Consider the following 22279-nt stretch of genomic DNA (forward strand, 5'->3'; position numbering starts at 1 on the left):
AATTTCAAATGTCTTCTGCATTCTACCAACAGATTCAGCAGCAAATCGAAGAAGTAAAGGCGGAAGGCCTTTACAAATCAGAGCGTGTCATCACGTCTCAACAGCAAGCGGCTGTTAAAATCTCTACTGGTGAAGAAGTACTAAACTTCTGTGCGAACAACTACCTTGGTCTTGCTAACCACCCGGCACTTATCGAAGCGGGTAAAGCAGGCATGGACGAGCACGGCTTTGGTATGGCTTCAGTACGTTTTATCTGTGGTACGCAAGACATCCACAAAGAGCTTGAGCAGAAGCTTTCTAAGTTCCTAGGTAAAGAAGATACGATTCTTTACACATCATGTTTCGACGCAAACGCGGGCCTATTTGAAACTATTCTAGGCAAAGAAGACGCAATCATCTCTGACGCTTTAAACCACGCGTCAATCATCGACGGTGTTCGTCTATGTAAAGCGATGCGTTTCCGCTACTCAAACAACAACATGGAAGAGCTAGAGCAACAACTGATCGCTGCGAAAGAAGCAGGTGCTCGCCACATTCTTATCGTAACGGACGGTGTGTTCTCAATGGACGGCGTAGTAGCAAACCTTCCGGCTATCTGTGACCTAGCAGAGAAGTACGGCGCATTGACTATGGTTGATGACTCTCATGCTGTTGGCTTCATGGGCAAAACAGGTGCAGGTACGCACGAGCACCACAACGTGGTTGACCGTATCGACATCATCACTGGTACGCTAGGCAAAGCAATGGGCGGCGCTTCAGGCGGTTACACATCTGGTAAAGCGGAAGTGATTGACTGGCTACGTCAGCGTTCTCGTCCATACCTATTCTCTAACTCTGTTGCACCAGCAATCGTAAGCGCTTCTATCCGCGTTCTAGATCTACTAGAAGAGAGCGGTGACCTACGTGATCGTCTATGGGAAAACGCAGCACACTTCCGTACTCGTATGGAAGAGGCTGGTTTCACAATGGGTGGTGCTGACCACGCAATCATTCCGATCATGCTTGGTGACGCAAAAGTAGCAGCAGAATTCGCAGAGCGTGCGCTGGAGAAAGGCATCTACGTAATCGGCTTCTCATTCCCTGTTGTACCAAAAGGTCAAGCACGTATCCGTACTCAAATGTCTGCGGCGCACTCTCGCGAGCAACTAGACCGTGCAATCGACGCGTTCATCCAAGTTGGTAAGGACATGGGTCTTATTTAAGATTCTAGGCCTTAGACAATAGGGCCTTTAATTAAGGTTACATTATGAAAATTAAAGCATTATCAAAGCTAAAGCCTGAAGAAGGCATCTGGATGACTGAGGTTGATAAACCTGAAGTTGGCCATAACGACATTCTGATCAAAATTAAGAAAACCGCTATCTGTGGTACAGACGTACACATCTACAATTGGGACGAATGGTCACAAAAGACAATTCCAGTGCCTATGGTTGTCGGTCACGAATACGTGGGTGAAGTGGTTGCGATTGGTCAGGAAGTTCGTGGCTTTGAAATCGGTGACCGCGTATCTGGCGAAGGTCACATCACGTGTGGTCATTGTCGTAACTGTCGTGGCGGCCGTACTCACCTATGTCGTAACACGATTGGTGTGGGCGTTAACCGCGAAGGTGCATTCGCAGAATACCTAGTGATCCCAGCGTTCAACGCGTTCAAGATCCCTGAAGGCATCTCTGACGATCTAGCGTCTATCTTTGACCCGTTTGGTAACGCAGTACACACAGCACTTTCTTTCGACCTAGTAGGCGAAGACGTGCTTATCACAGGTGCTGGCCCAATCGGTATCATGGCAGCGGCAGTAGCAAAGCACGTTGGTGCTCGCCACGTAGTGATCACAGACGTGAACGAATACCGTCTAGAACTTGCTCGTAAGATGGGTGTAACACGCGCAGTAAACGTGGCTGAAGAGAAGCTAGAAGACGTAATGGCTGAGCTAGGCATGACAGAAGGCTTCGACGTTGGTCTAGAAATGTCTGGTAACCCAGCAGCATTCAACTCAATGCTAACCACAATGAACCACGGTGGTCGCATTGCACTACTCGGTATTCCGCCATCAGACATGGGTATCGACTGGAACCAAGTTATCTTCAAAGGCTTGGTGATCAAAGGCATTTACGGCCGTGAAATGTTCGAAACGTGGTACAAGATGGCTTCACTGATCCAATCTGGTTTGGATCTATCGCCAATCATCACGCACCACTACAAGATTGATGATTTCCAAGAAGGCTTTGACGTCATGCGCTCTGGCATGTCAGGCAAGGTTATTCTTGATTGGGAATAACTTATTCAAGTAAGAAATGCGCTCCTTTTTGGGGCGCATTTTTGTTTCATGAAGATTCTTGTTTCGGGAAGAAATGGTCGCCAATCTTTTCTAAACTTCTCGTATCGTTCTGCTACTTTTTTTAGATTTTTTCCACTCAACTTCACCCTACCTTCTAACTCATTGTCGATTCTGTATTTGGAATAAGATAATAACCATTTGTTTTTAGTGGTTATTTTTTAGCATCATATGCTTAAAAAGCGTCATTTTTAAGTTTAATGTTTTTATTTGCTGTTCGTCTTTATCCTTATCCTGCTTCTTTTTATTGTTTTACATTTTATATGCATTTGGTTTGTCATAATTGAGCTATAACTAATAAAAAGGTTACCGATATACAGTGGAATGTAAAAATGGAGCTTTATATGAAAAGATTTTATCTGATGATGCCTCTGCTCTTAACCTCATTTAGTTGGCAAGCGAGTGGAGCGTCAGTGAGCGGTACGATTGATGTTTCAATTAACCTTGTACAAGGTTGCGTGATTAATGGAAATAATGCGGTAGATGCAGCTTCTGGCGTTGGCTTTGGCTCACTCGCCTTTGGAGACGTGCCTGCAATCTTCAGTGAACAAGATGGTGTGGTAAATGGTGGTAGTGCGACGGGTATTGAAGTGCTTTGTAGTAACGGTGTGACACCGACGTTTACATTGGGCACCGGATTGTATGATGCAAGTGCGACCGTTGGTACCTACGCGATGTCAAATGGCGCGCAATTTATTGATTATACGTTGTTTACCGACTCAGACCGAAGCACACAAATTATACAAGGCGGGACGGTAGCTCTGTCTGAATTTACTAGTGCAACATCGCAAACTATTGAGCTTTTTGCGAAAGCTTACGGTACGAGCAGCATTGCCGGTACATACTCCGATACCATCAGTGTGACGCTAAGCTGGTAAAACGTGACGCTGGTTGTTAGGAGCTTTTCACTTGTCGCGATGAGTTTGTGTTCTTTAACTGTGCTGGCTGATGCGACACAAACTTTTCAGGTGTCTGCCACCGTAGATACAGGTTGTTTGATTAACGGCGCAGTACAAGAAGAAAGCGCAACCCAAGCCGGGCAAATAGGCACGTTAGATTTTGGTGAGCATTCTTCAGTTTACGCGACGGAAGTACAAGGCAGCATCACTTACAGTTCATCACTCACATTAAGTTGTACTCCGGGTATTACGATGAATGTTTCCGTAAATGGCGGGATGAATGCATTGGACGGTGTACGTAAGCTAAAGCACAGTGAAGAAGCGACAACGGTAGATTACTTTTTGTTTCAAGATCTAAATTATACGCAGGTGCTTGATATTGACACGCAATACTCCGTCGATACCGACCAAGACCCAGATAATATTCAGTTTCCTATCTGGGCAAAGGCGACAATAAATGGGAATGAAATGGCTGGAATTTATATGGATACGCTTACGCTGACATTAGAGTGGTAAGTGAACTTTGGAGGGGTGAAATGGAATTCATACTCAAAAAACTATTATTAATAACCTTCCTTTTTGTTTTTTTCTCAAATGCCAACGCTAACTCATTATTAATTTGGCCGATTTACCCCAAAATATCAGAGGAGAGTAATGCAACATCACTTTGGATGGTAAATAAAGGCAGTGTTGATTCTTATTTACAGGTGAGAATTTTTAAGTGGGAACAAAACGAAGGAGAAGATAGTTATTCAAGTCAAAGCCAGTTAATTGCAACTCCTCCGTTTGTCAAAATTGAACCAGGTGAAAAGCAGTTAATCCGCATCATCAACCAAGATGAGGCCTCTGCGGGTAAGGAGTATGCATACCGAGTGATCATAGATGAATTACCGCCAACTCAAAACCCTCAAACAGAATTGACGGAAAATGAACTCGCTGTCAAAGTCCGAATGCGTTACTCGATACCTTTGTTTATTTACGGGAAAGGGCTGACTGATACTCAAAAACCAAACCGTGACAGTGAATTATGGGGTGATTTACAGGCACAGTTTATTAAGAAAAATAATCAGCGTTTTGTTCACATTAAAAATTCAGGAAAACACCATGTTCGCTTAGTGAATTTACAGTTGAATCTACCAAATAAAGATCCTGTCGTTATTTCCGATGGACTAGCTGGCTATATTCTTCCTGAACAGTATAAGGTTTGGTCTATTCCCCATAGTAATGTCAGACCCTTGAGTTTGAGCGCGAATATTGGAGGTAAACGTTACCAAATACCATTGAAGCAATAATGAATAGATTTAATACAATGAATGCTTTCTTTTGGTTGGTATTACTTAGCGTAACGTGGAGCAGTATTGGTCTTTGTGCAAATTCAGCAAACCACTTCTCTGAGCTACCGAGTCCTGAAAATTTCTCATTAGAAAAGTTTGAGAATATTAGCCTCAATCTGGAGTTGGTGATCAATCAAAGAGCAACAGGGCTTGTTGCGAAAGTTGAGCGAGTTGGCGATCAGTTCTTTTTGCTCCGGGAGGACCTCATTTCAGTTGGGGTTGCCGCCACGTCGTTGCCTGGAACCGAAGAGAGACTTGAGGTTACGTCTATCCCAGGTGTTAACGTGCGTTACTTGCAATCGTCATTGCAACTTGCAATTGACGTACCGCCTAATTGGTTACCGATGCAGAGCTTATCAGCGCAGGATATGGGGCGATTTTCCCCGGCTCAGTTTGGGCGTGGTGGCCTGCTTAACTACAACGTATTTGGTGTGTACGAGAACGAAAGCCGACAAAAGGAGGTTTCTATAAATCATGAAGTCAGAGCCTTTTCTGAGTTTGGCGTTTTTTCTACTACCGGGATATTTAAATCTAACTTTCATCGCGATGTTCAGTCCCAGCAAAGCAGCCAGTACACTCGTTTTGATACGAGTTACGAGTACGTCAATCAAGAGAAGCGAATTCGTATGGAGGTAGGGGACTATATTGTTCGCCCTTTATCTTGGAGCCAACCAGTAAGACTGGCGGGTATTCAGTTGTCGCATGATTTCTCTATGCGTCCGGATGTCGTGACGACGCCGTTACCTGCATTTTACGGTGAGGTCACAGCGCCCACTACGTTAGATTTGTTTATCAATGGCTTTAAAACTGACTCAATGAATGTTGGGCCCGGTCCTTTCATTATTAACGATATTCCAATGCTCTCTGGTGCTGGGGAAGCAACGGTAATTGCAACGGATGCTCAAGGTAAGCAAACGGTCATGACCAGCCCATTTTTTCTCTCTTCCGATCTACTCAAGACCGGATTTACATCTTACAGTGCGAGTATTGGTGCGATCAGAGAAAATTTCGGTAATGCATCTAACGACTATGGAGACGGTGGCGTGGTTACCGCTCTGCGTCATGGCATGACTGATTGGTTAACATTAGAAGCTCAAGCTGAAGCAAAAGATGACCTGATCGTTGCGGGGCTGGGCTTTGTCACCAATGCTTTCAACTTGGGTACGGTGGATGCCTCGTTTCGTGTGAGTAATTTTCAGGATCAATCTACCTCATATGCGCTAGGTTATAGTTATCAGTCTCGGCTGTTTAGCTTCGCTGCTCGAACTCAAGTAGAACAAGCCGACTTTTATACCTTATCTCATTTACCAAATTACGAAATGCTCGATGAAGGCAAGGACGCTTCACTCGCGTCGCGCCATCTATCACAAATCAATATGGGAGTCCGTTTGGGAGATTGGGGCTCACTTTCTGGTGGGTACTTTGATATTCAACAATCCGACTCAGATTCACGTACCCTAAATCTTACTTATAGCTACGCTCTGCCTTTTAATATCAATATGTCCCTTTCTTACAACCATAGTATTGGTGGTCAGAGTGTTACGTTGGCTCAATTCTCTCTACCTTTCAGTTCTTTGGGGGGAAGTTCGGGGCTAACGCTGAAAAGAGAGGACGATGGCGATGTTAGAGGGCGAGTGGGTTACAGCCGCCTTGCGCCAATACGAGGTGGGTGGGGCGTCAATTTAGCGCATGATATTAACGAACACCCAGAAAACCGTAAACAGGCCGATTTGACCTACCGTGCGTCATGGGCGCAGTTCAGAGCGGGGTTAAATGGCACCAGTGGCGACTATGATTATTTTGCGGAAATGGCAGGTTCGGTCTCTACGTTGGATGGAGAAATATTCCCGGCGAATGAAGTGTATGACAGCTTCGCGGTGGTGAGCACCAGTGGTTTTGAAGGTATTCCGGTTAAATATGAAAATCAAATTGTCGGAGTGACAGACGATGAAGGTTACTTACTTGTTCCTTGGGCTACGGCGTATTACACCGCCAAATATGAAATCGATCCACTTAATTTACCTGCCAATGCTGCGTTTTCTGCAACAGAGCAGTTTGCTTCGATACATTCGGGCTACGGCTACCTGTTAGAGTTCCCAATAGAGCTACAAGTTGCACTGAGCATGACGGTGGTAGACGAAAATCATTTGTTCCTTCCGATTGGTACATATGGCCGCTCAGAAACGGGCTTAACAAGCCAAATTGGTGGGATGGTTTTACCTACTTTGAAGGCGTTGACCCAGGCCGCTACATTCAGTTTTATCCTCAAGGACAGCCGCCATGTACAGTGTTTATTGAGGGGTTGTATCAGCGTGAGAGTCAAAAAATACAAACATTGCCTGAGCAGGTTTGTATCAAAGCCGAAGAAGAGACCGCACTATGATTTTGCGCAGCTGGTTTGCTAGCCTACTTCTCTTTTTCTCGTGCTCGACAATGGCTTGTCAGCTCACGGCGGCAGCACCTTTAATCTTGTTTGGCAATGTTTCTTCGTTTACTGTTTCAAGCTCTCAGCAGCAAAGCTCAGCTCAGCCTCATGCGGGGATTACGTGTGACTTTTCTACACTTGTGTCTTTGTTAAGTGGCGACTACGTATCAGCAACGTTTAACAGTATAAATAATGGTTTGCTATTAAATGAGGATGATCCGAGTTCGGAGCTCAGCTATCAGATTTTTGGCGATCCAGGTCTTTCACAAGAGTATGTATTCGGCCAAACTTACAATTTTTTTGAAATCGGGTTACTCGATTTACTCGGGTTGTTTGGCACTCAAGCCGAGTTTCCGCTCTATGCTCGGACGGGAGTGGGTAGTAATCTTTCCGCTGGGACTTATAAAGACCAAATCACCGTATCCTGGATTTGGGATTACTGTAAGGGTATCGGGGTTCTAGGGGTATGCATTGGCCGCGCCAATGGCAGCGCTCAAAGCGTGATTACGGTTGAGTTGGAAGTGACCCCTGATTGTATGATCACAGCGCCAGATATTGATTTTGGTTCGTCCCCATTAGTGGCCGGTTTTGAACCAGTCAGTCAGGTTATATCGTTAACTTGTACCAAGAATAGTTCCTTCTCCATTGGCTTGAATGACGGCCTAAATGCGTCCGGCGGTCAGCGGCGAATGATTTCTAGTGGTCACTATTTGGAGTATGAAATCTATAAGTCATCAACGATGGAGCGCTGGGGAGGCACCAGTTCTGAACGTCGTGAACACGGTGACGTCGATACTGGCGGCTCCATTCCGGATGGTGTCACTCCACAGAATTATAATTATCGCGCGCAGATACTAACCAGCCAAACGACCCCTCCTGCAGGTACTTACACCGATTCAATAATCGTTGACGTTCAATTTTGAGCATCATGTCAATTACATCATTAGAGGCTTCTATTCCAAAAATCTTTTGTAATCATAGTTTTCACTCTGTCACTGCTTAATTTTGTGAGATTAGTATGGCTTTATTCTCACGGAATTTAACTTTCAGAAATAAGGAAAATGATGAAGAAGTCACTAACAACACTAGGTTTGGCGCTGGTATTTACAGGAACAGCTTATGCAGCAAGCTGGGGCTACGAGGGAAACCATGGGCCAGCTCATTGGGGTGAGTTTGCATCTGAGTGCGCAAAAGGTCAAAACCAGAGCCCAATCAACATTGAATCGGCGACCGAAGCGAAGCTAGAAAAATTGAATTTCGACTACGAAGGTAAGGCAATTTCACTGCTGAACAACGGTCACACTTTACAGACTGGTTTAGAAGGTAAAAACACACTCACCATTGATGGGAAAGAGTTTACGTTGAAACAGTTCCACTTCCATACGCCATCTGAAAACCATGTGGACGGTAAAGAATACCCTCTAGAAGCACACTTTGTGCATGCCGACAAAGTAGGTCATCTAGCTGTTGTCGCGGTGTTCTTTAAACTGGGTGACGCGAACCCAGATCTAGCTAAGATGCTAGCTAACATTCCAACTAAAGATCAAGATGTTACCATCAAGGTTCCATTTGATGCTGATGCCCTTATCCCAAGTGATAAAGACTACTACCGCTTTAACGGCTCACTAACGACACCGCCATGCTCTGAAGGTGTACGTTGGTTCGTGATGAAAGAAGCACAAACTATTTCTCCTGAGCAGATAAAATCTTTTTCGGAAGTAATGGGGAAAAACAATCGCCCAATCCAACCGCTGAATGCACGTATGGTGTTAACGCAACAATAACCACTTCATGCGAAGAAAAATAAAAAGCCCGCTTAAACACAGCGGGCTTGATTATTTGGGTATTGGTGAGAACTAGAAGCCGTGATCTTCTTGCTCTTCCGCTTTTACCATTTGTATAGGATCAAGCTTAAGCGTCTGAGTAGGGAACGCGATATCTGCATCGTGTTCTTTAATGATGTTGATTACCTTAAGCAGTATGTCCTGCTTAACCTCATGGTATCTCACCCAATTCACGGTTTTAGTAAAGGTATAGATAAAGAAGTGCAATGATGATGGACCGAATGTATCGAAGTTGACGATAAGTGTTTGGCGTGCATCAATGTCTTTGTGATTTTTCAGCATTTCTTTTACCGCGGTGATAATTTGCGGCATTTTTTCAGCATCGTCGTAACGAAGTCCAATTTTTTCGTAGATACGTCGGTTCAGCATGCGAGATGGGTTTTCTACGACAATGCTGCTAAACACTGAGTTTGGCACATACAGTGGACGCTTATCGAAAGTTCGGATAATGGTCATACGCCAGCCAATGGGTTCTACCGTCCCCTCTATTTGTCGGTCTGGAGAACGGATCCAATCGCCAACTTTAAATGGACGATCGAAGTAGATCATAAGACCTCCAAAAAAGTTAGACAGCAAATCCTTCGCCGCTAAACCGACGATCAAACCACCAACACCACCGAAGGTAAGTAGGCCCGATAGTGACAGACCAAATGCCTGCATTACGGTTAGAATTCCGACGGTAATAAAGAACAGGCGCGCAACCTTAGCTATCGCTTGTACTGTTGTTTCATCTCGGTTCTTTTGTTCGAGAACATGCTCTTCAACATTGGTAATGAGCCGCATAACGGTCCATACGAAGATGCTGATGATTAAAATCAGTTTCAGCGTACTTAACCAGTTTATTTTATCGTTGAGCTCGCTCTCTAATATGATGCCGATAGAGACGGTTGCTGGCCAACACCAAATGAGTGTACTGACTGGCGCTTTTAGCGCATCAAGCAACATGTCATCCCAGTGGAAGGGCGTTTTCTCTACGAGCGCAGCGAGGCGAGAGCGGATCAGCCGCCAAGCTATCCAAGCTATAAAGCTAGCGAGCGTAATGAAAAGGACGCTTCCACTCCAATTTTGATGAGACGTTTCAATGTAGCTTTGTAATTCGGTAAACCACTGTGGCATATGTAACTTATTTCTAGTGAACCATGGAAGGAAAGGTAGCAGATATTACTCCTTCACCCCAGTGATTTCCTTTAAATCATTTACTTATGTCTAAACCGTCCGAGATGGACTTTTCCTTCCGATGACAAGAGAGTCACCTCAATGTTCTGTTGAGCGACCGCCTCATGCATGTTCAGAGGTACGCTACCAATGATTGAGGGTTGATATTTGGACGATCAATTATAACTTCTCTGACTTATCGCTAACATTTATCTTAAGTAAGTGTGAGAGTGTATTGGCTCTTGAATTAGCGGAGGCAGATATGGAATTTACAGAGCTGGATCGAAACGCGCTCTACGACATCTGGATGTCACAAAAAGCCAAAATGCACATCACTCAAATGGAAATGGCTAAGCGCCTTGGTTTGAGTCTACACGAGTTTTCTGGCTTGTTACGTGGTAATTCTCCACTGACGCTAGGTTTTGTAAAACAGCTATGCGAGCAGCTACATGTACGTCCTGGTCAGGTGATTCCGTCTTTGACGGAGCGTGATCTATCTGCATCTGGTACCGTTTATTTACAAAATCGTGTGACGGTGGATGGTGATATCAGTAACGTGTTTATCGACGGAAACCAAGTCGTGATCGAGTACGTTCACCAAGTTAGCTAGCTTGCTCGTCAAATTATCGGGTTGAAGAGCAATAAAAAACGAGCCACTGTTGGCTCGTTTTTTCGTTTCTGTTTTGCTCGCTCGCAAAGATTATGGGATTTTCACTAGCGAATCGCGTGAAAGATCCGCGATAGACTTAGCGCCAGTCAGCGTCATTGCTACACGCATTTCTTTATCGTACAGATCCAGTAGATTTTCAACGCCTGCTCCGCCTTGTGCTGCCAATGCGTACACAAATGAACGGCCAAGAAGCGTACAGTCTGCACCAAGTGCGAGCATACGAACGACATCAAGACCAGTACGAATACCAGAGTCTACGAAGATCTTAAGATCACCTTTTACTGCATCAGCAATGCTTGGTAGTGCTTTAGCACTTGAAAGTACGCCATCTAACTGACGGCCACCATGGTTAGATACCACAATGCCATCCGCGCCGAAACGTACCGCATCTTTCGCGTCTTCTTCATCTAGAATGCCTTTGATAAGCATTGGGCCATCCCAAAAATCACGAATCCACTCAAGATCTTTCCAGGAGATAGAAGGGTCGAAGTTTGCGCCTAACCAGCCGATGTAATCTTCTAGCTTTGTTGGTTCACCACGATAAGTTGAGATATTACCTAAGTCGTGCGGTTTACCAAGTAGACCCACATCCAGTGCCCAGCTTGGGTGGCGCATCGCCTGGAATACACGACGCATGGCTGCGTTAGGGCCACTCATACCTGAGTGCATGTCACGGTAACGCGCGCCAGGAACTGGCATATCAACGGTAAACACCAGCGTTGTGACTCCAGCAGCTTTTGCACGCTCAAGCACGTTCTTCATAAAGCCACGGTCTTTAAGTACGTAAAGCTGGAACCACATTGGACGTTCAATTGCAGGTGCGACTTCTTCAATCGGACAAACCGAAACAGTCGACATAGTAAACGGGATGCCTTTTTTCTCGGCTGCTTTTGCTGCTTGCACTTCGCCTCGGCGCGCGTACATACCAGTTAGACCAACAGGAGCTAGCGCGATTGGCATTGCCAGTTTCTCACCGAAGATCTCGGTTTCGAGGCTCAAATCTGTCATATCGCGTAGGACGCGTTGGCGAAGAGCGACATCACCTAAATCGTCAGTATTACGCTTCAGCGTGCGTTCGTCGTAAGAGCCGCCATCAATATAATGGAATAGAAACGGGGGAAGCTTGGCTTTCGCGGCAGCGCGGTAGTCAGTAGAAGCTGAGATAATCATAATGGTGTCCTAGCGGTTATTCTAAGCAAAGTTGTGGAGCAATTTGCTCTTTCGTTGAGCCTTCATCGCAAAGCAGTGAAGACATCAAAATGAGTATAGTTACCTATGGTTCACTTACGTTTGAATCGGTGATGTTGGTAACCCATTTACATAATTGGTTGAAAAATTTTATTAAATCACTCAATCAGTTATGCAAACTGGAAAGGGTGACACAGCTGTCGGGGGAATTGATGTAGCAAGCTAAATCAACATGTCGGGGTAGTAGTGCAGACAGCTGTGTCAAATTAGGCAGGGCTGTAAACCCTGCATTTCGCGTTACTTCATTAAGACATCTGTCATTTGGAAGCCATAAATCAGCACCAATCCAATAATGCCTGTCATTACAATGTAGTAGAACGTAGGGATAATCGTTTTACGCAATGTTGCGCCTTCTCGACCAAGCAAACCTACCGTGGCTGATGCGGCAACAACGTTGTGAATCGCAATCATGTTACCTGCAGCAGCACCGACGGCCTGGAGTGATACAACAATCACACTCGAAATAGACAACGTTTGTGCCACTTCGAATTGGAACTGGCTGAACATCATATTTGATACCGTGTTTGAGCCAGCGATGAACGCACCCAGTGCACCAACGGTGGCACTCAGCGCTGGGAACGCAGAACCAACAAGGTCAGAGGCGAAGTTTGCGGTTGTGACGGGCATACTTGCTAGGTCAGCACCGTTGATGCCTGAGTTGATAAAGATACGAACCATCGGAATGGTAAATACCAAGACAAAACCCGCCCCAATCAGTGTTTTGCTTGACTCGCCAAACGCTTCACGCAATGGCTTTACACTGCCGCTTTGTAACATTGCAGCAAGTAGTGCGACAAACACCAGAATGCCACCAGGAAGGTATAACGGCTGAATAGCAGCGCTAACGCCAGTCTCACCAAGAATGTTGCTGAACGACAAACTTACGCTTTGTACAAAGCCTTTCAGCTCAGGGCTAACGCGGCTTGCGACGAGAATAACTGCCAGCATTACATATGGAACCCAAGCTTTTACGATGCTCATTGGCTTGCCCGGATTATCGTTTAGATCGACTTTTAGCGAGCCTAACCACTCTGCAGGCCATTTGTCTTCGCTTTCGAAATCCCACTTAGTCTTTGGTACTAAGAAGCCTTTTTTCGCTGCGGTAACAACGATAGACAGACCAACCAAACCACCGATAAGTGAAGGGAACTCTGCGCCCAAGAATACGCCGGTTAACGCGTATGGAACGGTGAAAGAGACACCAGCGAATAGCGCAAATGGTAGAATATCCAGGCCTTCACTCCAGCTTCTGTTCTTGCCGAAAAAACGTGTTAACATCATCGCCATTAATACTGGGATCATCGTACCTACGACTGCGTGAATGACAGCAACGTGCGCTGTGATATCTTGCAGGTACATTTCCCACGTTGCACCTTGTGCGGCCAACGACTCACTGATGTTATGGGTGTCTAAACCTTTGTTTACACCTACGATGATAGGCGTGCCTACCGCGCCGAATGAAACAGGCGTAGACTGAATCATCATGCCCATTAGGACAGCGGCTAGCGCAGGAAAGCCGATTGCAACCAGTAGTGGTGCAGCGATTGCTGCCGGGGTACCGAACCCAGAGGCGCCTTCAATGAACGAGCCAAAACACCAAGCAATGATGATGGCTTGTACACGGCGGTCAGCCGAAATATCGGTAAATCCATTACGGATTGTGGTGATCGCTCCAGTGTGTTTTAAAGTGTTGAGCAAGAAGATGGCACCAAACACGATCCATAGAACAGAGACAGTAATGCCCAGTCCTTGGAATACGGAGGCCAGTACGCGATTGGCTGACATATCCCAAAACATTAGTGCGATAGCGACGGTTAGACCGAACGCAACAGGCATGGCTTTTTTAGCAGGCCAGTTGAGACCAACCAATAAGATGGCGGCAACAACAATTGGCGAAAATGCCACTAGGGCAAGTAGGGTTTCACTCATTTGTACATCCTTCGTACGCTGACTTCTCGAACGGTGTCAATCCGCTGTAGAGGTGACTTTTTGTTGTAATGGTTTTGTTAATTTGGCGTGAATTTACTCCTTTATTTTTTGTTGATATAGGGAAATAATGAAAATAATTAATTCCAAAAGTGACATAATGGTATGAGAGCAGACGACTTAATTCTATTTTCTCAAGTAATCGAACTTGGCAGCTTTAGCAAGGTTGCAGAGGCAAATAACCTTACAAATTCGGTAGTTAGCAAAAGAATGGCGAGGTTGGAGGAAGAAATAGGGGCTCAGCTATTATATCGAACAACGCGCAAATTAACCTTGACTGAGGCAGGTAAGGTGTTACTCCACAGTGCTAAAAATGTGAAGCAGGCCACTCAGGAGGCTATGGATGCTGTTGCAGGCTTTGGAGAGAATGTGAGCGGTCATATAAAAATGTCCGTGCCGTGTATCTCTGGAGATTTGATACTTGCTGATGCTGTTGCCGAGTTTTGTAACCTTCATCCGGGTCTGACCGTGGACATGTCATTGGATAACCGCTTTGTCGATTTAGTGGCTGATGGTTACGACTTAGTCATTCGAACTGGCTACCTAGCCGACTCCAGTTTGATCGCACGACATATTCTCGATTCCCAATGGGTGGTATGCGCGTCCCCTTCTTATATCGCTAAAAATGGGAAACCGATCGAACCGATTGATCTCACCACGCACAATTGTCTGCAATACGCTTACCAAACCACAGGTGCAACGGATTGGGAGTTTAAAGGAAAAGATGGTAATTACATCGTCAAAGTATCAGGCTGCTTTTCAACTGATAACGCGACCGCATTACGTAAAGCCGCTCTGGGCGGCCATGGTATTGCTTACGTCCCGCGCTGCTTGGTGTATCACGATATTCGTAATGGTCAACTGGTGGATATTTTTCCTGAATTAGTAGGTAAAAAGTTGGGTATCTACGCGGTGTATCCGTTTACTCGTCAACCACCGAACAAAGTGAAGCTGCTTATTGAGCACATTCGTGACCGATACTTAACGATATCTCATTATTTCTAGGTTCTTCATAGATTTAAAACAATGTCGTTGAAATCAAAATTGGGTGCTCTAAGGTAATCACCGCAATAAAACGATTGAAGATAAACAACTTAATAAAAACAACGGAGTAACACGGACGTTATGCATTACCCAAAAACACGTAAAGATTCTGTCGTGGACACTTATTTTGGTCACGACATTACCGACCCTTATCGCTGGTTAGAAGATGATCGAAGTGAAGAAACCGCACAATGGGTTTCGGGTCAAAATTCGGTCACCTTCGATTTCCTTGGTCAGATACCGTACCGCCAACAAATCCGTGACTTAGTGGCGAACAGTCAAAACTACGAAAAATATTCCCAGCCATTTGTACGTGGTGACTACACCTACTTCTACAAAAACGACGGTTTGCAAAACCAAAGCGTATTGTATCGACGTAAAGGCGAGGGAGAAGCCGAGGTTTTCCTTGATCCAAATACTTTCTCCGAAGAGGGCACGACCTCTCTTGGCGAAGTCAGCTTCTCTAAAGACTACCGTTTGGTCGCGTATTCCATCTCAGAAGGGGGTAGTGATTGGCGTAAGATCTTTGTCATTGATACGGAAACCAAAGAACAGTTAGAGCCTGAGATTGTTGATGCGAAGTTTACGTCGATTTCTTGGCTGGGCAGCAAAGGCTTCTATTACTCAAGCTACGATAAGCCGCAAGGCAGCGAGTTGTCTGCTCGAACTGAGCATCACAAGCTTTATTATCATGAACTTGGTACCCCTCAATCTGAAGATAAAGTGATTTTTGGTGAGTTGGATACGCAAGTTCATCGTTATGTGTCTGGTACGACGACGACAGACGATCGCTTCCTCATTATCTCTGGCGCAGAATCCACATCGGGTAATCGTCTGTTTTATATTGATTTACAGTCTGAGTTACAGGCAATTGTGACGCTGCGCGATACAACGCAAGGCGACACCTACTTAATTGATAGCCAAGACGCAACCTTGCTGCTTTACACCAACCTAGACGCGCCGAATGGCAAAGTTGTCAGCTACAACACTCAGACAGAACAATGGGCTGACGTGATTGCTGAACAAGAACAGCCGTTAGAAATCAGCAAAGGTGGCGGTTATCTGTTTGCGACTTATATGGTAGATGTGCTTTCTAAAGTGCAGCAGTTTAACTACCAAGGTGAGTGGATTCGAGATGTACAATTGCCGGGAGAAGGCACGGCTTATGGTCTGGCGGGTAAAAAAGAAGAAACCACACTTTATTACACATTCACTAACTACGTGACGCCTCCGACGATTTTCTCATTTGATGTCGAATCTGGTGAATCGACACTGTTTCAGGAATCAAAGGCACCGTTCGATCGTAATGAGTATGAATCAAAACAGGTGTTTTACACCTCAAAAGACGGCGCGCAAGTACCGATGATCATTTCATACAAGAAGGGCATTGCACTTGATGGTAGAGCACCAACCATGTTGTATGGTTACGGCGGTTTTAACATCAGCCTCACTCCAATGTTTTCTGGCAATGTAGCCAACTGGCTAGAATTGGGTGGTATTTACGCTGTCGCCAACATGCGAGGCGGTGGTGAATACGGTAAAGCCTGGCACAACGCAGGCACTCAGCAGCAAAAGCAAAACGTGTTTGATGACTTTATTGCGGCGGCGGAATACCTGATTGAAAACGACTACACGAGCTCGGATCGCCTAGCGATTCGCGGTGGTTCTAATGGTGGTTTGTTAGTTGGAGCGTGTATGACGCAACGCCCTGAACTATTCAAAGTCGCGCTGCCTGCGGTTGGTGTGCTTGATATGCTGCGTTACCACACGTTTACGTCTGGAGAAGGCTGGAAGTATGACTATGGCACGTCTTCGCAAAGCGAAGCGATGTTCCAATACTTGCTTGGCTACTCTCCTGTTCACAATGTAAAAGAAAACGTGCAATATCCTGCGACATTGGTGACAACCGCCGATCACGACGATCGTGTGGTTCCAGCACATTCGTACAAGTTTATTGCGGAGCTGCAAGACAAGCAGCAAGGCGCTAATCCAGTATTGATACGCATTGATGTTAATGCCGGTCATGGTGCAGGAATGCCGCTGAGTAAGCAAATTGACCTCACCACAGACGTGTATGCATTTACGTTACATAATATGGGTATTGAGTCGATTTAATGCCCTAGTTGTTCGAAGCTTCTGAGAATAAAAAAATGCCGCGACAGTGTCGCGGCATTTTTCATGGTTGGGGGAACTCAATTCATACTGTTTGCCAGTATTTGAGCCAGGTTGACTAAGTCTGACTCTTGAACCAACCAGTCTCGGCGGCCAAACCGAAAGGCAGCTACGCCATTCTTAAGACAAGATGAATTTATCACCTTTTCTTAATCCTAGTTTATGAATATGAAACTGTGATGAACCTAAGCCGCATTGTGCTGATTTTCACTGTTTTCAAGATCAAATGAGGCATCTATCAGTTTTTTCGTGTAGTCATTTTTAGGGTTTTGGAAAATCTTTTCGGCCGTACCTTGTTCCATGACCTCGCCCTTTTGCATGACTAGAACACGATCAGAGAGTGCTTTAACTACTGATAGATCGTGGCTAATAAACAAGTAGCCAATATTGTGTTTTTTCTGCAAATCTTTCAGGAGATCAATCACAGTCAGTTGAACCGAGCGGTCCAATGCAGAGGTTGGCTCATCAAGCAAAATAAACGAAGGCTCAAGAATTAGTGCTCGCGCGATAGCAATACGCTGACGCTGGCCTCCCGAAAACTCGTGTGGATAACGGTTGATGGACGCGGGATCTAAGCGAACCTCTCGAAGCACGTCGCGTGCTTTCTGCATACGTTCTTTTTTACTCAACATTGGCTGGTGGACAGTTAATCCTTCAGTGATGATCTCGCCGATAGTCATACGAGGAGAAAGCGAACCATAAGGGTCTTGGAATACCATCTGAACGTCTTTTTTCAGCTCAAAACGTTCTTTGTTTGTCAGCAAGGCCATATCTTGGCCTTTATATTCTATTTTGCCAGTTGAGGGCAGTAGACCTATCAAAGCTCGGCCGAGTGTAGACTTACCTGAACCGGACTCCCCAACGATCCCGAGGGTCTCTCCTTGTTTAAGCTCAAGAGAAATGCCTTTTACCGCTTCGAAGTACTCATTCTTGCTCGCAATAAAATGCGACTTTACCAAGAATTTGACTCGTATATCGTCAGCCTTTAACAGCTGCGTAGCACTTTCGCTAATAGGCTCCTTACTGCCTTTAGGAATCGAATTGATTAGCATACGTGTGTATTCGTGCTTTGGGTCCTTGAAGAGTGTTTGTGTTTCGCCTTCTTCGACGACTTCTCCTTTACACATCACAATGACACGGTCTGCAAAGTGTTTTACGACGCCTAAGTCATGAGTAATAAATAGGATTGCCATGCCCATCTGAGCCTGAATTTCTTTAATCAGGTGCAACACTTCTGCTTGAACCGTGACATCCAACGCCGTTGTTGGTTCGTCGGCGATCAAAATATCGGGCTCGTTAATCAGTGCCATCGCAATCATGATACGTTGCAATTGACCACCAGAAAATTCGTGTGGGTACTTGTTGTACGCTTTTTCTGGGTTTGGCATATGAACCAATTCAAACAGCTCTAACACCTTTGCTTTTGCTGTTCGTTTGTCGACCGGGCGGTGACACATGATGGCCTCAGCGACTTGGATACCCACCCGCATGTACGGGTTTAGTGAGGTCATCGGCTCTTGAAAAATCATGCCAATGCGATCACCGCGAATACTTTGCATTTCACGCTCTGTTTTATCCAAGATGGAGCTACCCTCAAACATGATGGATGAGCTTTCATGCAAAATAGCGTTGTCTGGCAGTAGTTTCATCAGTGCATTGGTTGATACTGACTTGCCAGAGCCAGATTCGCCAACGATGGACAGCGTCTCGCCTGCTTTTAAATCGAAGCTAACATTCTTTACTGCATCGACGATACCATCGTTTGTCGTAAAGCTGACTGATAGGTTGTTCACCGAAAGAATGGTTTTAGAAGACATCACAGATCCTTGTGGTTGATAAAGCAAATGATACTCAAGTAATGGACAGCACAAACCTAGTTGTCCTCAATGCTTGAGCTTTAGATTAATTATACAGGTGAGAAGGCGAAGATTTTGCCGAACTCATTGCTTGCAAATGTAAGAACTGCTCATGTGCGCGCGTTACGTGCTCGAGTTCTATCATCCATTGAGCATTACGTTGGGCAGAGCAAAATGCCGCCATGTGAGCTAACAAGTCTTCGCTCTGTTGACCAAGTAGGTGACCTACGCGCTCAATCAGTTCATGGCTCTCTAGCTGCAAAAATTGAAATAGCGCGTAAGTTTGATTGAGTATTGAGAACGCATCATGCTGTAAGCCGAGTTTGTTGAGAATCTCTGATTGCGTCACGCTGGCATCTCTAAGCCCCGTAATGAGACATACAAACTGGCAAGGTTTAGTTTGTGCATTTTCTAGCGCTAGATGAATGTGGTTGGGTAGATTGTTGAGCACGTCGTCATATAAACGATGAGCTTCTGGCCAATGGCCTTGTTCCATCAGTTGCTCCGCTTTTAAGTAGCGCATCCAGCATTGCTCAATATTCATATCCATCTCCACAACATTTGATTTGTTTAGATATTAAATGAAATTGATTATCAATTGCAAGTGCGTGTTAATATCACTTATGTGTTCATAAAATGTCCAATCAATCTAGGGTGGAAGGTAAATCACTTAAAATTAAGCAAATAATCTCTACACTCAAATAACGAAAATAAGAAAAAAGGAAGTGGATATGGCAATACTAAGATTGGAAGCTAAGCAGCTATATTCTGTAGCAGATCTAGAGAATATGCCATGTAAGTCGACCAAGGAGTTACCTCCAATTGATGAAATCGTGGGCCAAGAGCGCGCGCAAAAAGCGGTCGAGTTTGCGATGTCCATCAAAGAGAAAGGGTATAACATCTACGCCATTGGTCAGAATGGGCTAGGTAAACGCACCATGATCTTGCGCTATCTGAATCGTCACCAGCACGATGCAGCAGCCCTGTTTGATTGGTGTTACGTTGCGAACTTTGAGGATACCCGTACACCAAAGGTATTAAAGCTGCCTTGTGGTATCGGAAATAAGCTACGTGTTGATATTGAAGCTTTAATGGGCAAATTATTAAATGCTTTACCCCTAGCATTCGACAATGAAATGTACTTTAGCCGCGCTGAGCGATTAAAAAATCAATTGGCAGCTAAGCAACAAAACGAGCTGGATCGTATTAGTCGAGAGGCAAAAGAAAAGGGCATCAGCCTAACACTGACTACGCAGGGGGATTATCAGTTTGTCGCCATGAACGGTGATGAGCTTCATACGGAAGAGTCTTTTGATGTACTAAGCAAAAAAGAACAAGAGCAATTCAGCGATGCTATTGATGAACTCGAAGTGCGATTGCGCTCGATGGTTCGTGAGCTTACGGAGTGGGAAGAGACATACAGCGATAAAATCAAAAAGCTCAATGATGAAGTGACGCTTGATGTGATTACTCACTTCATCAAAAAACTCAAAGTGGATTACGCGCAATATTCCGAAATCAAAACCTACTTAACTGAGCTGCAAAAAGATATTGTTGAAAACGCAGATATCTTCCTTGACCAAAGTGGCGAGCAAGGCGAAATTGCGACGGCATCCTTGGATAAAAAATTGCCACGTCGTTATAAAGTGAATGTCTTGGTAAGCCGTAAAAGCAGCGAATTTCCTATCGTTGTTGAAGAAAATCCCAACTATCATTCACTCTTCGGGTCGATTGAGACTGCCACTTTCAAGGGAACGGTGTTTACCGACTTCTCGCTGATTCGTGCAGGGAGCTTGCATAAGGCGAATGGCGGCGTTCTATTAATGGATGCTCAGAAAGTACTTGAACAGCCTTACGTTTGGGATGGTTTGAAGCGCGCATTGCGTGCTCGTCAATTGAGTTTTACGTCTCTAGAAAAAGAAGTCACATTGACGGGAGCGGTATCACTCGATCCTGAACCGATTCCGCTTGATATCAAAATTATCTTATTTGGTGATTACCGAACTTACCAATTACTCCAACATTACGATCCAGAGTTCAGCGAGTTGTTCCGTGTGACGGCAGATTTCGAAGACGAAATGAAACGTACGCCGGAGTCTGAGCTGCATTACGCGCGCTTTATCTCTAGCGTGGTGCATGACAACAATATGCTGCATTGCGATCGCAAAGCCATTGCTCGGATCATCGAATACAGCTCACGTTTGTCTGGCGACCAATCCAAGCTATCTCTACATTCGGCTAATATCGCCAACTTGCTTCGAGAGTCGAACTACGTTGCTCGTCAAGCCAACTCCAACATGATCCGTATTGGGCATGTTGAAGAGGCGCTCAATAACCAAGAAATGCGAGTAAGCCGATTACGCGATAACGTAATGGAAACCTTTATTAACGGCACAACGCTGATTCGCACCGAAGGAGAAGCCGTAGGCCAAGTGAACGCACTTTCGGTATTGAGCACTAGTGACTACATGTTTGGTGCACCGAATCGCATCACAGCGACGACGTGTTACGGTGATGGGGATGTTATCGATATCGAGCGCAGCGTGGATTTGGGGGGCAGTATTCACTCTAAGGGCGTAATGATTTTGTCTGCCTACTTATCTTCCGTATTTGGTAAAACGGCACGAGTGCCATTAACGACAACCATTACCTTTGAGCAATCTTATGGTGGTGTTGATGGTGATAGTGCCAGCATGGCTGAGTTATGTGCGGTTGTGTCTGCTTTTTCAAAGCAACCAAACCGACAAGACATTGCGATAACAGGGTCGATGAATCAATTTGGTCAAGCTCAGCCTATTGGTGGCGTAAACGAAAAGATCGAAGGCTTTTATGATGTGTGTGTAATTAAAGGTCGTCATGACGGGCAGGGAGTCATTATTCCGCGCTCTAATGTTCACAATCTAATGCTTCGTTCCGACATCGTGAAAGCAGTCGAAAAAGGCGAGTTTAATATTTGGGCGATTGACCATGTTACTGAAGCTATCGAATTGTTTACGGGGAAAGTTGCTGGTGAGCCAACCGATGAAGGTTCTTATCCAATCGATACCATTTTTGGCCTTGCTCAAGCTAAGCTCAATTCGTTGAGAAAATAGGCTGAAACCGTCCTAAATGTGAATGTATCTCATCATAAGTGATCATAAGTTATCATAACGACAATATCCCGACGCTACTGTCGGGATATTGTCAATAACAGATTGAAAATGGAGAGTTTTTGTACTAGACAAAAGTGTGATCGACCTCTAATATTCGCCACTTGTTTATTCGTCTGGGATTTATCCCGTCGCAAGGAAGCATAGATATTCAAACTGCCG

General features: G+C 45.1%; 16 protein-coding genes and 1 pseudogene. 12 read left to right on the top strand and 5 right to left on the bottom strand.

What is annotated here, in order from left to right; all coding sequences use genetic code 11:
* The first annotated feature begins 8 nt into the window (after window positions 1-8).
* From H9L11_RS18355 to H9L11_RS18390, 8 genes and pseudogenes are all read left to right on the top strand, one after another.
* Window positions 9-1202 carry a glycine C-acetyltransferase gene (locus tag H9L11_RS18355; protein ID WP_205391361.1) on the top strand — a complete coding sequence of 398 codons (1194 nt, stop codon included), beginning with the start codon at window positions 9-11 and terminating at the stop codon, window positions 1200-1202.
* 44 nt (window positions 1203-1246) lie between these two features.
* The gene (gene tdh, locus H9L11_RS18360) at window positions 1247-2278 is read left to right on the top strand and encodes an L-threonine 3-dehydrogenase (RefSeq protein WP_005383983.1); all 1032 of its coding nucleotides are present in this window, start codon (window positions 1247-1249) and stop codon (window positions 2276-2278) included.
* A 389-nt stretch (window positions 2279-2667) separates the two neighbouring features.
* Window positions 2668-3213: a spore coat U domain-containing protein gene (locus tag H9L11_RS18365; RefSeq protein WP_005375099.1), complete on the top strand. Its 546-nt coding sequence runs from the start codon at window positions 2668-2670 to the stop codon at window positions 3211-3213.
* A gap of 39 nt (window positions 3214-3252) precedes the next feature.
* Window positions 3253-3750: a spore coat U domain-containing protein gene (locus H9L11_RS18370; protein WP_017635493.1), complete on the top strand. Its 498-nt coding sequence runs from the start codon at window positions 3253-3255 to the stop codon at window positions 3748-3750.
* A gap of 20 nt (window positions 3751-3770) precedes the next feature.
* Entirely contained in the window at window positions 3771-4526 is a 756-nt protein-coding gene (locus tag H9L11_RS18375) for a molecular chaperone (RefSeq protein ID WP_025768578.1), read from the top strand.
* Between the two features lie 17 nt (window positions 4527-4543).
* Window positions 4544-6951, top strand: a pseudogene (locus H9L11_RS18380) (fimbria/pilus outer membrane usher protein).
* Window positions 6948-7916: a spore coat protein U domain-containing protein gene (locus tag H9L11_RS18385; RefSeq protein ID WP_205391362.1), complete on the top strand. Its 969-nt coding sequence runs from the start codon at window positions 6948-6950 to the stop codon at window positions 7914-7916. The pseudogene H9L11_RS18380 and the gene H9L11_RS18385 overlap by 4 nt, the downstream one beginning before the upstream one ends.
* Before the next feature lie 141 nt (window positions 7917-8057).
* Window positions 8058-8777: a carbonic anhydrase gene (locus H9L11_RS18390; protein WP_042521660.1), complete on the top strand. Its 720-nt coding sequence runs from the start codon at window positions 8058-8060 to the stop codon at window positions 8775-8777.
* Window positions 8778-8849: 72 nt separating this feature from the next.
* Here H9L11_RS18390 and H9L11_RS18395 read toward each other — a convergent pair whose 3' ends face one another.
* Complete coding sequence (locus H9L11_RS18395) at window positions 8850-9953, bottom strand: mechanosensitive ion channel family protein (protein ID WP_205391363.1); 1104 nt, start codon at window positions 9951-9953, stop codon at window positions 8850-8852.
* Between the two features lie 301 nt (window positions 9954-10254).
* On the opposite strand from H9L11_RS18395, the gene H9L11_RS18400 reads away from it, so the two are divergent.
* Window positions 10255-10602 (top strand): helix-turn-helix transcriptional regulator, encoded by a 348-nt coding sequence (locus H9L11_RS18400; protein WP_005375109.1) that lies wholly within the window; start codon window positions 10255-10257, stop codon window positions 10600-10602.
* Window positions 10603-10692: 90 nt separating this feature from the next.
* Here the strand turns inward: H9L11_RS18400 and lldD are convergent, their stop codons facing one another.
* Window positions 10693-11832: an FMN-dependent L-lactate dehydrogenase LldD gene (lldD, locus tag H9L11_RS18405; RefSeq protein ID WP_205391364.1), complete on the bottom strand. Its 1140-nt coding sequence runs from the start codon at window positions 11830-11832 to the stop codon at window positions 10693-10695.
* A gap of 315 nt (window positions 11833-12147) precedes the next feature.
* The gene (locus H9L11_RS18410) at window positions 12148-13839 is read right to left on the bottom strand and encodes an L-lactate permease (RefSeq protein ID WP_005375111.1); all 1692 of its coding nucleotides are present in this window, start codon (window positions 13837-13839) and stop codon (window positions 12148-12150) included.
* 162 nt (window positions 13840-14001) lie between these two features.
* On the opposite strand from H9L11_RS18410, the gene H9L11_RS18415 reads away from it, so the two are divergent.
* The gene (locus H9L11_RS18415; RefSeq protein WP_205391365.1) at window positions 14002-14901 is read left to right on the top strand and encodes a LysR family transcriptional regulator; all 900 of its coding nucleotides are present in this window, start codon (window positions 14002-14004) and stop codon (window positions 14899-14901) included.
* 120 nt (window positions 14902-15021) lie between these two features.
* Window positions 15022-17055: a prolyl oligopeptidase family serine peptidase gene (locus H9L11_RS18420; RefSeq protein WP_205391366.1), complete on the top strand. Its 2034-nt coding sequence runs from the start codon at window positions 15022-15024 to the stop codon at window positions 17053-17055.
* A gap of 242 nt (window positions 17056-17297) precedes the next feature.
* Here the strand turns inward: H9L11_RS18420 and H9L11_RS18425 are convergent, their stop codons facing one another.
* Together H9L11_RS18425 and H9L11_RS18430 are read right to left on the bottom strand one after the other, a co-directional pair.
* Window positions 17298-18929: an ABC transporter ATP-binding protein gene (locus H9L11_RS18425; RefSeq protein WP_005375114.1), complete on the bottom strand. Its 1632-nt coding sequence runs from the start codon at window positions 18927-18929 to the stop codon at window positions 17298-17300.
* Between the two features lie 85 nt (window positions 18930-19014).
* Window positions 19015-19512 (bottom strand): hypothetical protein, encoded by a 498-nt coding sequence (locus H9L11_RS18430; RefSeq protein WP_005375116.1) that lies wholly within the window; start codon window positions 19510-19512, stop codon window positions 19015-19017.
* Window positions 19513-19699: 187 nt separating this feature from the next.
* Here H9L11_RS18430 and H9L11_RS18435 point away from each other — a divergent pair, with 187 nt between their 5' ends.
* Entirely contained in the window at window positions 19700-22060 is a 2361-nt protein-coding gene (locus tag H9L11_RS18435) for an ATP-binding protein (protein WP_005375118.1), read from the top strand.
* Window positions 22061-22279 lie beyond the last annotated feature (219 nt).

The sequence above is a fragment of the Vibrio sp. sp1 genome, from assembly GCF_016920955.1.
GTDB lineage: Bacteria > Pseudomonadota > Gammaproteobacteria > Enterobacterales > Vibrionaceae > Vibrio > Vibrio alginolyticus.